Annotated in this window: 17 protein-coding genes; 8 read left to right on the forward strand and 9 right to left on the reverse strand. The window is 52.3% G+C overall.

Annotated elements, in window-relative coordinates:
• The first annotated feature begins 246 nt into the window (after nt 1–246).
• The 3 genes from KW808_RS01480 (at nt 247) to KW808_RS01490 (ending at nt 3752) form a co-directional block, all read left to right on the forward strand.
• Nucleotides 247–1512: an aspartate kinase gene (locus KW808_RS01480; protein ID WP_003863352.1), complete on the forward strand. Its 1266-nt coding sequence runs from the start codon at nt 247–249 to the stop codon at nt 1510–1512.
• Nucleotides 1513–1535: 23 nt separating this feature from the next.
• Nucleotides 1536–2570, forward strand: coding sequence for an aspartate-semialdehyde dehydrogenase (locus KW808_RS01485; RefSeq protein ID WP_003863349.1), 1035 nt, complete (start codon nt 1536–1538; stop codon nt 2568–2570).
• A 66-nt stretch (nt 2571–2636) separates the two neighbouring features.
• On the forward strand, nt 2637–3752 hold the full coding sequence (locus KW808_RS01490) for a hypothetical protein (RefSeq protein WP_003863347.1): 1116 nt from the start codon (nt 2637–2639) through the stop codon (nt 3750–3752).
• Nucleotides 3753–4415: 663 nt separating this feature from the next.
• Here KW808_RS01490 and KW808_RS01495 read toward each other — a convergent pair.
• Nucleotides 4416–4997, reverse strand: coding sequence for an RNA polymerase sigma factor (locus tag KW808_RS01495; RefSeq protein WP_003863346.1), 582 nt, complete (start codon nt 4995–4997; stop codon nt 4416–4418).
• Between the two features lie 245 nt (nt 4998–5242).
• On the opposite strand from KW808_RS01495, the gene KW808_RS01500 reads away from it, so the two are divergent.
• Nucleotides 5243–6751, forward strand: a complete 1509-nt coding sequence (locus KW808_RS01500) for a catalase (RefSeq protein ID WP_374749999.1) — start codon at nt 5243–5245, stop codon at nt 6749–6751.
• Between the two features lie 79 nt (nt 6752–6830).
• Here KW808_RS01500 and KW808_RS01505 read toward each other — a convergent pair whose 3' ends face one another.
• Nucleotides 6831–7124: a hypothetical protein gene (locus KW808_RS01505; RefSeq protein WP_034983484.1), complete on the reverse strand. Its 294-nt coding sequence runs from the start codon at nt 7122–7124 to the stop codon at nt 6831–6833.
• Nucleotides 7125–7175: 51 nt separating this feature from the next.
• Nucleotides 7176–7631, reverse strand: a complete 456-nt coding sequence (locus KW808_RS01510; protein WP_003855738.1) for an Lrp/AsnC family transcriptional regulator — start codon at nt 7629–7631, stop codon at nt 7176–7178.
• Nucleotides 7632–7705: 74 nt separating this feature from the next.
• Here KW808_RS01510 and brnF point away from each other — a divergent pair, with 74 nt between their 5' ends.
• Together brnF and brnE are read left to right on the forward strand one after the other, a co-directional pair.
• Nucleotides 7706–8461, forward strand: coding sequence for a branched-chain amino acid exporter BrnF (gene brnF, locus KW808_RS01515; RefSeq protein WP_003863345.1), 756 nt, complete (start codon nt 7706–7708; stop codon nt 8459–8461).
• Entirely contained in the window at nt 8458–8784 is a 327-nt protein-coding gene (gene brnE, locus KW808_RS01520) for a branched-chain amino acid exporter BrnE (protein ID WP_003855740.1), read from the forward strand. Before brnF ends, brnE begins: the two co-directional genes overlap by 4 nt.
• A gap of 76 nt (nt 8785–8860) precedes the next feature.
• On the opposite strand, the gene KW808_RS01525 is transcribed toward brnE, so the two are convergent.
• Nucleotides 8861–9154: a hypothetical protein gene (locus tag KW808_RS01525; RefSeq protein WP_003855742.1), complete on the reverse strand. Its 294-nt coding sequence runs from the start codon at nt 9152–9154 to the stop codon at nt 8861–8863.
• Between the two features lie 101 nt (nt 9155–9255).
• Nucleotides 9256–9609: an ArsR/SmtB family transcription factor gene (locus tag KW808_RS01530; RefSeq protein ID WP_003863344.1), complete on the reverse strand. Its 354-nt coding sequence runs from the start codon at nt 9607–9609 to the stop codon at nt 9256–9258.
• Between the two features lie 126 nt (nt 9610–9735).
• Here KW808_RS01530 and arsB point away from each other — a divergent pair, with 126 nt between their 5' ends.
• Nucleotides 9736–10773 carry an ACR3 family arsenite efflux transporter gene (arsB, locus tag KW808_RS01535; protein ID WP_003863343.1) on the forward strand — a complete coding sequence of 346 codons (1038 nt, stop codon included), beginning with the start codon at nt 9736–9738 and terminating at the stop codon, nt 10771–10773.
• The gene (locus KW808_RS01540; protein WP_003863342.1) at nt 10770–11159 is read left to right on the forward strand and encodes an arsenate-mycothiol transferase ArsC; all 390 of its coding nucleotides are present in this window, start codon (nt 10770–10772) and stop codon (nt 11157–11159) included. Before arsB ends, KW808_RS01540 begins: the two co-directional genes overlap by 4 nt.
• A 63-nt stretch (nt 11160–11222) precedes the next feature.
• Here KW808_RS01540 and KW808_RS01545 read toward each other — a convergent pair whose 3' ends face one another.
• From KW808_RS01545 to KW808_RS01560, 4 genes are read right to left on the reverse strand one after another with little or no spacing between them, the layout of a single operon-like run.
• Nucleotides 11223–11543, reverse strand: a complete 321-nt coding sequence (locus tag KW808_RS01545; protein WP_003863340.1) for a Na+/H+ antiporter subunit G — start codon at nt 11541–11543, stop codon at nt 11223–11225.
• Nucleotides 11544–11816: a cation:proton antiporter gene (locus KW808_RS01550; protein ID WP_003863338.1), complete on the reverse strand. Its 273-nt coding sequence runs from the start codon at nt 11814–11816 to the stop codon at nt 11544–11546. It lies immediately after the preceding gene.
• 6 nt (nt 11817–11822) lie between these two features.
• A complete protein-coding gene (locus tag KW808_RS01555; protein WP_003863336.1) occupies nt 11823–12278 on the reverse strand; it encodes a monovalent cation/H+ antiporter subunit E in 456 nt (151 codons plus the stop codon).
• Entirely contained in the window at nt 12278–13804 is a 1527-nt protein-coding gene (locus tag KW808_RS01560) for a monovalent cation/H+ antiporter subunit D family protein (protein WP_170844399.1), read from the reverse strand. The genes KW808_RS01555 and KW808_RS01560 overlap by 1 nt, the downstream gene beginning before the upstream one ends.
• Nucleotides 13805–13807 lie beyond the last annotated feature (3 nt).

Raw genomic sequence — 13807 nt, forward strand, 5'->3', positions numbered from 1 at the left:
TTGATTCAGGGTAGTTGACTAAAGAGTTGCTCGCGAAGTAGCACCTGTCACTTTTGTCTCAAATATTAAATCGAATATCAATATACGGTCTGTTTATTGGAACGCATCCCAGTGGCTGAGACGCATCCGCTAAAGCCCCAGGAACCCTGTGCAGAAAGAAAACACTCCTCTGGCTAGGTAGACACAGTTTATAAAGGTAGAGTTGAGCGGGTAACTGTCAGCACGTAGATCGAAAGGTGCACAAAGGTGGCCCTGGTCGTACAGAAATATGGCGGTTCCTCGCTTGAGAGTGCGGAACGCATTAGAAACGTCGCTGAACGGATCGTTGCCACCAAGAAGGCTGGAAATGATGTCGTGGTTGTCTGCTCCGCAATGGGAGACACCACGGATGAACTTCTAGAACTTGCAGCGGCAGTGAATCCCGTTCCGCCAGCTCGTGAAATGGATATGCTCCTGACTGCTGGTGAGCGTATTTCTAACGCTCTCGTCGCCATGGCTATTGAGTCCCTTGGCGCAGAAGCTCAATCTTTCACTGGCTCTCAGGCTGGTGTGCTCACCACCGAGCGCCACGGAAACGCACGCATTGTTGACGTCACACCGGGTCGTGTGCGTGAAGCACTCGATGAGGGCAAGATCTGCATTGTTGCTGGTTTTCAGGGTGTTAATAAAGAAACCCGCGATGTCACCACGTTGGGTCGTGGTGGTTCTGACACCACTGCAGTTGCGTTGGCAGCTGCTTTGAACGCTGATGTGTGTGAGATTTACTCGGACGTTGACGGTGTGTATACCGCTGACCCGCGCATCGTTCCTAATGCACAGAAGCTGGAAAAGCTCAGCTTCGAAGAAATGCTGGAACTTGCTGCTGTTGGCTCCAAGATTTTGGTGCTGCGCAGTGTTGAATACGCTCGTGCATTCAATGTGCCACTTCGCGTACGCTCGTCTTATAGTAATGATCCCGGCACTTTGATTGCCGGCTCTATGGAGGATATTCCTGTGGAAGAAGCAGTCCTTACCGGTGTCGCAACCGACAAGTCCGAAGCCAAAGTAACCGTTCTGGGTATTTCCGATAAGCCAGGCGAGGCTGCCAAGGTTTTCCGTGCGTTGGCTGATGCAGAAATCAACATTGACATGGTTCTGCAGAACGTCTCCTCTGTGGAAGACGGCACCACCGACATCACGTTCACCTGCCCTCGCGCTGACGGACGCCGTGCGATGGAGATCTTGAAGAAGCTTCAGGTTCAGGGCAACTGGACCAATGTGCTTTACGACGACCAGGTCGGCAAAGTCTCCCTCGTGGGTGCTGGCATGAAGTCTCACCCAGGTGTTACCGCAGAGTTCATGGAAGCTCTGCGCGATGTCAACGTGAACATCGAATTGATTTCCACCTCTGAGATCCGCATTTCCGTGCTGATCCGTGAAGATGATCTGGATGCTGCTGCACGTGCATTGCATGAGCAGTTCCAGCTGGGCGGCGAAGACGAAGCCGTCGTTTATGCAGGCACCGGACGCTAAAGTTTTAAAGGAGTAGTTTTACAATGACCACCATCGCAGTTGTTGGTGCAACCGGCCAGGTCGGCCAGGTTATGCGCACCCTTTTGGAAGAGCGCAATTTCCCAGCTGACACTGTTCGTTTCTTTGCTTCCCCGCGTTCCGCAGGCCGTAAGATTGAATTCCGTGGCACGGAAATCGAGGTAGAAGACATTACTCAGGCAACCGAGGAGTCCCTCAAGGGCATCGACGTTGCGTTGTTCTCTGCTGGAGGCACCGCTTCCAAGCAGTACGCTCCACTGTTTGCTGCTGCAGGCGCGACTGTTGTGGATAACTCTTCTGCTTGGCGCAAGGACGACGAGGTTCCACTAATCGTCTCTGAGGTGAACCCTTCCGACAAGGATTCCCTGGTCAAGGGCATTATTGCGAATCCTAACTGCACCACCATGGCTGCAATGCCAGTGCTGAAGCCACTGCACGATGCCGCTGGTCTTGTAAAGCTTCACGTTTCCTCTTACCAGGCTGTTTCCGGTTCTGGTCTTGCAGGTGTGGAAACCTTGGCAAAGCAGGTTGCTGCAGTTGGCGACCACAACGTTGAGTTCGTCCATGATGGACAGGCTGCTGACGCAGGCGATGTCGGACCTTACGTTTCCCCAATCGCTTACAACGTGCTGCCATTCGCCGGAAACCTCGTCGATGACGGCACCTTCGAAACCGACGAAGAGCAGAAGCTGCGCAACGAATCCCGCAAGATTCTCGGCCTCCCAGACCTCAAGGTCTCAGGCACCTGCGTCCGCGTGCCGGTTTTCACCGGCCACACGCTGACCATTCACGCCGAATTCGACAAGGCAATCACCGTCGAGCAGGCGCAGGAGATCTTGGGTGCCGCTTCAGGCGTCGAGCTTGTCGACGTCCCAACCCCACTTGCAGCTGCCGGCATTGACGAATCCCTCGTTGGACGCATCCGTCAGGACTCCACTGTCGACGACAACCGCGGTCTGGTTCTCGTCGTATCTGGCGATAACCTTCGCAAGGGCGCAGCACTGAACACCATTCAGATTGCTGAGCTGCTGGTTAAGTAAAAACCCGCCATTAAAAACTCCGCTTGAGTGCTACACTTTAAGCGGGGTTTTAATCTTTGAGGGGCGATGGGGGTCGAGCTTGTGAAGTGGAATTTTCCACAAGTTTTAAGTTTCTTTAGCAGGGAAAACACTGCTGATAGCACTAGCGATAAAGAACATGAAAATGCAACGGAGCTAGCGGCCGAAGCTTTAGCGGATGTCATTTTTCAGTGGAAAAACTGGGTCTACCGACGCGTTGATAGTGTGCATCCATCCGAAGGAGCTCGAGGGAGACTCAGACACTCCATGGATTGCGAACCTCCACCGGACCCACGGCTTGCGTACAACGAAGTTGAACGCCGTTATAACGATATTAATGACGTAAAGGGACAACTAATGGTCCCGCTAGCGTTCATTGAAAAAGGCCCGATGCGTCATCTTGATGTCTGGAGAAATGATGGGATGAGCATTCCTGTCCTTGGTTCGGAAGAAACTGGTGAACTAATGGTGGCTGTCCTCATGCTGTTTTTGAAGAAAAATGGCATCGAGCGAACATCTGAACTTGAAGATGCGATGCGTGCCCTTGTGATATCAAGAGAAAAGGGAAACCTAGCAAAAGCAACGAACCTAATTGAAAGTGGGATGTGGGAGGGCAAAACATTATGGGATAGTAATGATCCTGCAGTGAGATTTGATGTGGGAACAAAAGACTTGCTTTTGAATCTATCTACTGATTTTTTGTTGATCGGTTTGTTGCCCGCGGAAACTTCTGGAATCAGGCAAGTTTTAAAATTTTCATATCACTGGGTGGTTGAATTACCTGACAGAGGGCTTCTTAGATCATTGTGGAGTAGCGTGTGTGTCGCATTTCGAGCAGCTCCAATGGAAATTGAATTACCAACACATATGCCCACGGATGCGAAATCGTACCATCTTGAATTCCACACACCGCCTGAGTTAGATACTCAAGAGTTATCGCTTCCAGTTGATTCCAAGAATAAGGGCCATCGGGTCGGCTATCCAACTGACTCTAGTAGGACACCTATCGCCCATGTGCACTCGCATTTTTTCCGAGATAATGACCACAAATGCAAAAGTAAAATTGGAGGTTCCCAAAAGGGGAATTTGGGTTACTGCACTTTTATCGAATGCACTAACAGCCGGAATTTTTATCCTAGCCTTGTTGCTACCCAATGCAACTGATGCTTTGCGTAGTGTTGGAGGAAATGCAGCGGCCTTGATGCTTGCAGCGCCGGCAGTATTTGTAAGCTTTCTCATCTTTCCTAAAGAACATATTTTTGTATCTTCCATGCTTAATCCGCTTCGTATCGTCGTAGGAATATGCGCACTACTGCTCTTTATGATGGCAGGAAGTCTTGTGGGTGGGTTGGAGCGACCATTTCTTATTCTTCTGTGTTCATTTGGAGCTGGGTTTTCATTGCTAGTTGTTAGCGCACTAGTACTAGGTCCACTCCTAGGAAAGTTTTTTGAGAGGTTGCACCTGCGCCCTAGTACTAAGAACTGATGTAGAGTTTGTGGAAAGATGAGTTAGAAATCCCAGGTTGTAGACGTCGTGGGCGATGCACCATTACTTTTAAATAAGTAAGACTCTTAAGGATAAATATGGGAAAGATTAGAGGAAGCGCACCTCGAAGAGCTGTCGTTCGGGGCGGGGTTATTACTTCCATTGCTGGAGGAAAATCATCTGCGAGCGTAAAAATTAAAGATTCAGTTTTAGATAAAAACAAAGTGTTGATGCGGTCAAAGGATTCTAGGGTGGGTAAGAGTCGCTTTGATCGAGCAGCAAAATAGAACTGTAAATTAGCAATCTGGTTAAGGGATTACGCCGTTGACGTAGCTCATCTGCTAACCTTGCGCGGATTTGCCATCTTCGGCTGAGGAATCACCGGTAGCTGTTGCAGCAATGAGGTCCGCTCTGGCGCGGGCTACGCGTGAACGGATTGTTCCGACTCGGACGTCGGCGATTTTTGCGGCTTCTTCGTAGGTGTAGCCCAACACTTGGGTGAGGATGAGGGCTTCGCGGCGTTCGGGTGGGAGGGCGTCGATAAGCGTGCGCACGTCGATCCACTCGGACCAGATGCCTGCGTTGCTCGCGTCGGTGGCACCGGTGTCTTCGTATTCGACGATGGATTTGCGGGGGCGTGCCATGTCGTGTCGGATGTTGTCGACCCAGACACGTCGGGCAAGCGATAGGAGCCAGGTGCGCGCCGAGGAGCGCGCTGCGAAGCGGGGGAGGGCGCCCATAACCCTGAGATAGGTTTCTTGGGTTAAATCGTCGGCGTTTTCGTGGCCGCCAAGGTGGGCGAGGAGACGCCAGACATCGTCTTGGGTTTCCCGGATGAAATCCGTGAGAGCTGCGCGATCGCCACGGCCGGCGGCTAGGGCCAGCTCGGTGACGTGGGCGTCGTTACGCTCTTTTGACTTCACAATTGCTCAGAATACCAGCTCAGACCGGGGTCACCATAAAGGTGTGTAGGGGGTGTCAAAGTGGGCAAAAAGTATCATACTTTTGTCTTTTTGCTGGCAGTTTACGTAAGGGCTGATTATTTGGTGGCGCGAAGCGACATTCTGATGTAGACTATCAATCAGACTTAATCCATAGGTAACCCTCATAAAAGGAAGGAATGCTAATGTCTGAGAAGTCAGCAGCAGACCAGATCGTAGATCGCGGAATGCGTCCAAAGCTTTCTGGAAACACCACCCGCCACAACGGAGCACCAGTTCCATCTGAGAACATCTCCGCAACCGCAGGCCCACAGGGCCCAAACGTTCTCAATGACATTCACCTCATTGAAAAGCTCGCACACTTTAACCGCGAGAACGTTCCAGAGCGTATCCCTCACGCAAAGGGCCACGGCGCTTTCGGTGAGCTGCACATCACCGAGGACGTATCCGAATACACCAAGGCAGACCTGTTCCAGCCTGGTAAGGTCACCCCGCTGGCTGTTCGCTTCTCCACTGTTGCTGGTGAGCAGGGCTCCCCAGATACCTGGCGCGACGTCCACGGCTTCGCTCTTCGCTTCTACACCGAAGAGGGCAACTACGACATCGTGGGTAACAACACCCCAACCTTCTTCCTTCGTGACGGCATGAAGTTCCCGGACTTCATCCACTCACAGAAGCGTCTCAACAAGAACGGTCTGCGCGATGCAGACATGCAGTGGGATTTCTGGACCCGCGCACCTGAATCTGCACACCAGGTGACCTACCTGATGGGTGACCGCGGTACCCCTAAGACCTCCCGCCACCAGGACGGCTTCGGCTCCCACACCTTCCAGTGGATCAACGCTGAAGGTAAGCCAGTTTGGGTTAAGTACCACTTCAAGACCCGCCAGGGCTGGGATTGCTTCACCGATGCAGAAGCAGCAAAGGTTGCAGGCGAGAACGCTGACTACCAGCGCGAAGACCTCTACAACGCTATTGAAAACGGCGACTTCCCAATCTGGGACGTCAAGGTTCAGATCATGCCTTTCGAGGATGCAGAGAACTACCGCTGGAACCCATTCGATCTGACCAAGACCTGGTCTCAGAAGGATTACCCACTGATCCCAGTCGGTTACTTCATCCTGAACCGCAACCCACGCAACTTCTTCGCTCAGATCGAGCAGCTTGCACTGGATCCAGGCAACATCGTTCCTGGCGTCGGCCTGTCCCCAGACCGCATGCTCCAGGCACGTGTCTTCGCATACGCGGACCAGCAGCGTTACCGCATCGGCGCTAACTACCGCGACCTGCCAGTGAACCGTCCAATCAACGAGGTCAACACCTACAGCCGCGAAGGTTCCATGCAGTACATCTTCGACGCTGAGGGCGAGCCTTCCTACAGCCCTAACCGCTACGACAAGGGCGCAGGCTACCTGGACAACGGTACGGATTCCTCCTCTAACCACACCTCCTACGGCCAGGCTGATGACATCTACGTCAACCCAGACCCACACGGCACCGACCTGGTTCGTGCTGCTTACGTCAAGCATCAGGATGATGACGACTTCATCCAGCCAGGCATCCTATACCGCGAGGTCCTGGATGAGGGCGAGAAGGAGCGATTGGCAGACAACATCTCCAACGCAATGCAGGGCATCTCTGAGGCAACCGAGCCACGCGTCTATGACTATTGGAACAACGTTGATGAGAACCTCGGCGCTCGCGTCAAGGAGCTTTACCTCCAGAAGAAGGCTTAAGTCCTTCTGATTTAAAATGAGGGCCTATCCACCAATGGTGGATAGGCCCTCATTCGACTTTGAAGCTATTGAGAGGAAATTAGCTAGACAGCAGATCCGCAATTCCCAAGGTCACTGCAGTGGAACCAATGGCGGTGGAGCCGAGTCCAACGGCAAAGAAACCAGCGGTGCTCTGAATTGCTCCTTCAACCTGCGCAGCCTGAGCAGCAGGCAGGAAGCTCAACAGATCGCTGACTTCCTGTGGAAGCTGGATCCCAGAGCTGAGGTTGGAGGAACCAGCGTTCGAGCCAGCTTCCTGTGCACTAGCGACTCCAGTGCCACCAGCCAGGGCGGCGGTAGCGATTGCAATTGCTGCGATTGATTTCATACGCATGGGATCAGTCCTTCACTAGATGAAAAAGATTCATGCTCCAAAATACATGCTTCACACCTGGGGGCGAGCTGGTTTCACCACTTTCATAGCAAAACGTGATGAGATCTTTGCAATTCCTGGCACGGTTTGAATGTGATTGGACAAAAATTGCTCATACGCCTCCAAATCAGCAACGCCGATGCGAACAAAATAATCTGGCGAACCAAAAAGCCTGTGCAACTCCAGTACTTCATCATGCTGCGCAACGGAGCTTTCAAAATTGTCTACAGTGGAGCGGTCGAAGTTGCTGAGAGTGACATCCACGGTCACCTCAAATCCACGATTCATCACCGCAGGGTGAATGTCCGCGCTGTAGCCCAAAATGATTCCTTCGGCTTCCAAACGCTGCACCCTCCTCAAGCAAGGTCCCGGAGTGAGATGCACCTTGTCAGCCAGTGCGAGATTTGAGATGCGCGCATTCGCGCTAAGCTCCGCAATAATTGCGCGATCAATGGAATCTAGCTTCATATACTGCACAATAGCCTAGTTGAGGTGTGCAAACTGGCAACAAAACTATCCGGCAATTGTGTGATGATTGTAGTGTGCAAAAAACGCAAGAGATTCATTCAAGCCTGGAGGTGTCGCCATCCAAGGCAGCCCTGGGACCAGGTGATAAAGGTTATCGGCGCTACGAAATCGCGCAAGGTCTAAAAACCTCCCTTGCTGCAGGTTTGGGCATGTACCCGATTGGTATTGCGTTTGGTCTCTTGGTTATTCAATACGGCTACGAATGGTGGGCAGCCCCACTGTTTTCCGGCCTGATTTTCGCGGGCTCCACCGAAATGCTGGTCATCGCCCTCGTTGTTGGCGCAGCGCCCCTGGGCGCCATCGCGCTCACCACATTGCTGGTGAACTTCCGCCACGTATTCTATGCGTTTTCATTCCCGCTGCATGTGGTCAAAAACCCCATTGCCCGTTTCTATTCGGTTTTCGCGCTTATCGACGAAGCCTACGCAGTCACTGCGGCCAGGCCCGCAGGCTGGTCGGCGTGGCGACTTATCTCAATGCAAATAGCGTTTCACTCCTACTGGGTATTCGGCGGTCTCACCGGAGTGGCGATCGCAGAGTTGATTCCTTTTGAAATTAAGGGCCTCGAGTTCGCCCTTTGCGCTCTCTTTGTCACGCTGACTTTGGATTCCTGCCGAACGAAAAAGCAGATGCCTTCTCTGCTGCTCGCAGGCTTGAGCTTCACCATTGCTCTTGTGGTAATTCCAGGTCAGGCCCTATTTGCGGCGCTGCTGATCTTCTTGGGTCTGTTGACCATCCGGTACTTCTTCTTGGGAAAGGCTGCTAAATGACAACTGATTTCTCCTATATTCTCCTTGTTGTCGCAGTATGTGCAGTCATTACTTTTGCGCTCCGGGCGGTTCCGTTCTTAATCCTCAAGCCCCTGCGTGAATCACAATTTGTGGGCAAAATGGCGATGTGGATGCCAGCAGGAATCCTTGCCATTTTGACCGCATCAACGTTTCGCAGCAATGCGATAGATCTGAAGACTCTAACCTTTGGTCTCATTGCCGTTGCGATTACAGTGGCGGCGCATCTTCTTGGCAGTCGACGCACCTTGTTGAGCGTTGGCGCTGGCACCATCGTTTTTGTTGGACTGGTGAATCTTTTCTAAAACTGCATAAATAACAAAAATCCGCATGCCCTCAATTTGAAGGGGATGCGGATTTTTTAAGGAACCTAGAAAAGGCTTAAGCAGACAGCGCTGCAGAACCAACAGCTCCCAGACCAAGGAATGGAAGAACGATTGGAAGGATGATTCCAGCGGTACTGTTCAGTGCCACAGAACCAGCGGTGCTTTGGATAGCGGACTCTGCATCGCCGTAAGTCATACCTGGCACGAAGTTCTGCACGGTGTGGACGAATTCTTGAGGGATCTCAATCATGGAACTAGGGCTAACCTGCTGAGCATTAGCAACGCTTGCGGTTCCACCCATGATCATTGCGGTGGAAAGTGCGATAGCTGCAACTGACTTGAAACGCATTGGGACTCCTAAAAAATATTGCATGGGAAGTATACTTGCCCTTACGAGGATAATGTATGAAACCTGATAATTCCCTGCAGTAGAATGTGTTCTATATCTATTTATTTTTGTCCGATTTGCAGGATTGTGCGCAGGTTGGTGAACGTTTCTGGCTGGACCTGATGAAAGACGGTTCGTCCTTCGGGGATTCTTACCAATAGACCAGCGTCAGTCATCTTTTTTAGGTGGTGGGAGATGGTGGGTTGACTTAATCCCATGATTTTGGTGAGTTCGTTGACCGTAGTGGGGGTGCAACCTTCTGCTGCAAGATGGGACAGGATTCTTAAACGAACTGGCTCACCGAGCACTTTGAAAATCTCGGCATAGCGTTCGGCATCGTCCACGCTGAGTGGTTCTGCTGCCAGTGAGCAACACTCTGCGGAGTTAATGAGCGGTAGGTGGATGGGCGCGGTCATGTCCGTCATTATATATTGACGTACATCGATATCGAAGGTATTTTTATATCGACAAACATCAATATGATTGAAAGCTGGCTCATGACCCTTACTAAAGAGCATTCGACACCTCGAGCGGCTGGCTCAATGTCGTTTCTTGACCGCTGGTTAGCTGCCTGGATTTTCTTGGCTATGGCTGCTGGGTTGTTAATCGGCAAGGTCTTTCCAGGAATTGGGGCGCTTTTGAGCGCGGTGGAAATTGGTGGAATTTCCATTCCAATTGCCATTGGCCTGATCATCATGATGTATCCACCTTTGGCCAAGGTGCGCTACGACAAAACTAAAGAAATCACCACAGACCGCACTCTCATGGTGGTGTCGATTATGTTGAACTGGATCGTTGGACCAGCACTTATGTTTAGCCTGGCGTGGCTGTTTCTTCCAGATCAACCAGAGCTTCGCACTGGGCTAATTATCGTGGGCCTTGCGCGCTGTATCGCGATGGTTTTGGTATGGAGTGATCTCGCTTGTGGTGACCGGGAAGCAACTGCTGTGCTGGTTGCAATCAACTCGGTGTTCCAGATCCTTATGTTCGGTGTGCTTGGTTGGTTTTACCTGCAGATTCTTCCCTCGTGGCTGGGATTAGACACCACGTCGGTGACTTTCTCTGTGGTATCAATCGTGACTTCCGTTCTCGTGTTCTTGGGCATACCACTTGTAGCTGGAGTTTTATCTCGCGTCATTGGTGAAAAAACAAAGGGACGGCGCTGGTACGAGGACACGTTCCTGCCTAAGATTTCACCCTTGGCGCTGATTGGCTTGCTATACACAATTGTTCTGCTGTTTTCGTTGCAGGGGGATGAAATCACAGCGCAGCCTTGGACAGTAGCTCGTCTTGCATTGCCGCTGCTGATGTACTTTGTGGGCATGTTTTTCATTTCCCTGGTGGTATCCAAACTGTCCGGGTTAACTTATGAGCGAGCTGCTTCCGTGTCTTTTACTGCAGCAGGAAACAACTTTGAATTAGCGATTGCGGTATCGATCGGAACCTTTGGTGCGACATCACCGCAGGCATTAGCTGGAACGATCGGCCCTTTGATTGAAGTCCCAGTATTAGTCGGATTGGTTTATGCCATGTTGTGGCTTGGACCAAAAATCTTTAAAAAGGAGAATGCAGGATCATGAAATCAGTTTTGTTTGTGTGCGTCGGTAATGGCGGAAAATCACAGATGGCGGCGGCGCTGGCACAGAAGTATGCATCAGATTCAGTAGAGATCCATTCTGCTGGAACCAAGCCTGCACAGGGGCTAAACCAATTGTCTGTGGAATCCATCGCTGAGGTGGGCGCTGATATGTCGCAAGGAATTCCCAAAGCGATCGATCCGGAGCTGCTGCGCACTGTCGATCGTGTGGTCATTTTGGGCGATGACGCACAGGTAGATATGCCTGAATCTGCACAGGGCGCTCTTGAGCGTTGGTCAATTGAGGAACCGGATGCTCAAGGTATGGAACGTATGCGTATTGTGCGGGATCAGATCGATAACCGAGTCCAAGCTTTGCTAGCGGGATAATTACCGAAAAAGGGGCATGTCAGCAATAACTTGTTGGCACGCCCCTTTTTTTCTAAAAGCAGTTTATTTGGATCGTCTGTTATCCACTACGGTCACACCATAGATGGCGCGTCCCATGTAGTAGGAACCAACGGAACCGATGACCCAGACGCCGATGATGGCGATGATCGCTCGGATGAAATTGTTGGGGTTAAATCCGTCGACGGACCAGGTGTGAATCAGCAGCGCAATGATGAGCAGCGGTATGGAGACACCCACGGTGGTGCCAAGCAGGTTGGCTCGGGTGAGCGGATCCGGTGCGCGCCACAAAGCGATTGCAGTACCTAGAGAAAACAGGCCTGCGAGGATCACGAGGATGGAGACGATGATCTCTGGAATGGTCATTTACCTGCGTCCCTTCGAAATGATGCGAGCCATGGACAGGGTTGGAAGTACGCCGCCGAGGACTGCTGCGAGAAGAGCAATCTCAAAGGCGATTGAGGTTGGGTTGTTGAGCACCCAGATGAGGTAGATCGCGATCATAGAGTAGAAAACCATGTCGGAAAGCACCACGCGGGTGAGGAAATCTTTGGTGCGCAGAATAAGAACCAGGGCAGATAAAAGGGAGAGCGCAAACATGCAGATGCCAACTGTTGTGACAATTCCAAAAGCAGTCATGTTGTTTTAAAACTCCCTCTTGTCTTGGCTGACGGTGTTTTGGGCGGTGTCAGCGATCTCGCGACTTGGCCACTCAGCATCGCCGGGGCGGATCTCCTTGTAAGGGCCTTGGCCTGGGACGCCGTGGTCAATTGAAGCGACCGAAGGGACGAGGCGTTGTTCCATATCGGCGATGGATTCAAAAACTTCTACTGGATCGGAACCAAACACTGCTTGGATCAGCAAAATGGTGGGGTCGCCGGGCTTGCGTGGTTCGCGTAGGCCAAGGGACAGGGTGGAAGGAGTCGCGGTGATGCACGTTGACAGGGCTGCGATCTGGAAGTCCGTGGTCACTCGAAGTGGGTAGCGGATAACAACGGGGTTGAAGCCGGTGTCTTTTTTCACCGCAGCGGTGATCACGCTGAAGCCAGAGAGGAAAATCTGGCCGATCAGCCATGGGATGAATTTCAGGGCGTTAAGCATTAGTTTCCTCCCTGGTAGCTAGGGCTTGGCACTCCGATGGCGTTTTCACCGAGCACAGCCTGCTGGTATGCATCGGTGTTCAAGAGGCCGTCGGTGGCGGTGAGGGTCGCGTCGATAAGCGAGCCCGCGAAGATGAACATGCCTACCGATAAAATGATCAGGCTGAGCGCTGGGGCGATTTTTGCTGGGCTGATGCGCAGCTGCGGCGAGACGCCGCGCTGGTGCATTGTGCCGCCCCAGAAGACTTCACGCCACACGCGGATCATCGAGAGCAGTGCGCCGAGGCTGGCGATGATGATGGCGGCGATTGCGATCCATGCTGCAATATTGCCGACGCGGGCGATCTCGAGCAGGATGAGCGCTTTGCCCCACATGCCCGAAAACGGTGGGAAACCGACAACAGAGAAGGCACCTGCGGCGAACACTGCTGCGACGACAGGTTCGCGGCGTGCAAGGCCAGACAGCTTGGACAACATACCGGTGCCGTAGGTTTCTTCGATTGCGCCGGAAGTGAGCACCAATGCGGCGATGGTGATCATGTGGTGCAGGGTGTACAACAGACCAGCGGCAAGTGCGCGCTGTGGATCGTCAGAGGTAAACGCCATCATGATGAGAATAAATGGCATGCCGTTGACCATTTGGTAGGCAAGGACGCGACGGATGGAGTTTTCAGCAAGTCCAGCGAAGCCACCGACCAGCATGGATATCACCATGAATGCGACAATCAGCCAATTCCACGTGGGATCCATGTCAAAAATGTGGACCCAAATGCGATAGAGCATGTATACCGCGACTTTGGTGTGCAAACCGGAGAACAACCCCATCACAGCTGCTGACGTACCAGGATAGGTGCGTGGCAGCCATGTGTGCACTGGGAATACACCGGCTTTAACCGCGATGGCAATAACCACGATGCCCATTGCGCTGGCAACCAGGGGGTTGCCCTCTACGACATCTTGCAGAGCTGCGATGTTGACTGAGCCTATGACACCGTAGACGATTCCCACACCTGCAACCAGCAATGTGGAGGCAGAGAGATTGACTAGTACGAAGATTCGTCCAGAGGCTAGGCGCGCCCACGTTCCGGTCATGGCGATCAAACCATAGGAAGGCAGCAGCATCACTTCGATGAACACAAAGAAGTTGAACAGATCGGCAGTCAGCAGAGCACCGTTGACGCCCGTGATCAGCATCAATGTGAGCGCTGGATAGAAACGCGCGCGGGTTTCACCGACGATGGTGGCAAACCAGTTGGCAGCCACCGCAACGATCGAGGTGGTGATCAACATGATGGCGCTGAACGTATCGGCAGCAAAGGGGATTGCCACGCCACCGACATAAAGGCCCACGTTGTGAGCAATCGGGCCGTGTTCAGCGGTGTGTGCAAACAACCAGATGCCAGCAAAAATACCCGCGAAAGGCACGATGATGTGCAAAATATCGCGGATGAGACGCCACGGCAGAAGCACCGCAATGGCAGAGGCAGCAAGGGGAACTGCAACGAAAATAGGGAGGAGAATATCCATAGC

The organism is [Brevibacterium] flavum (genome assembly GCF_019317305.1).
Lineage (GTDB): Bacteria > Actinomycetota > Actinomycetes > Mycobacteriales > Mycobacteriaceae > Corynebacterium > Corynebacterium glutamicum.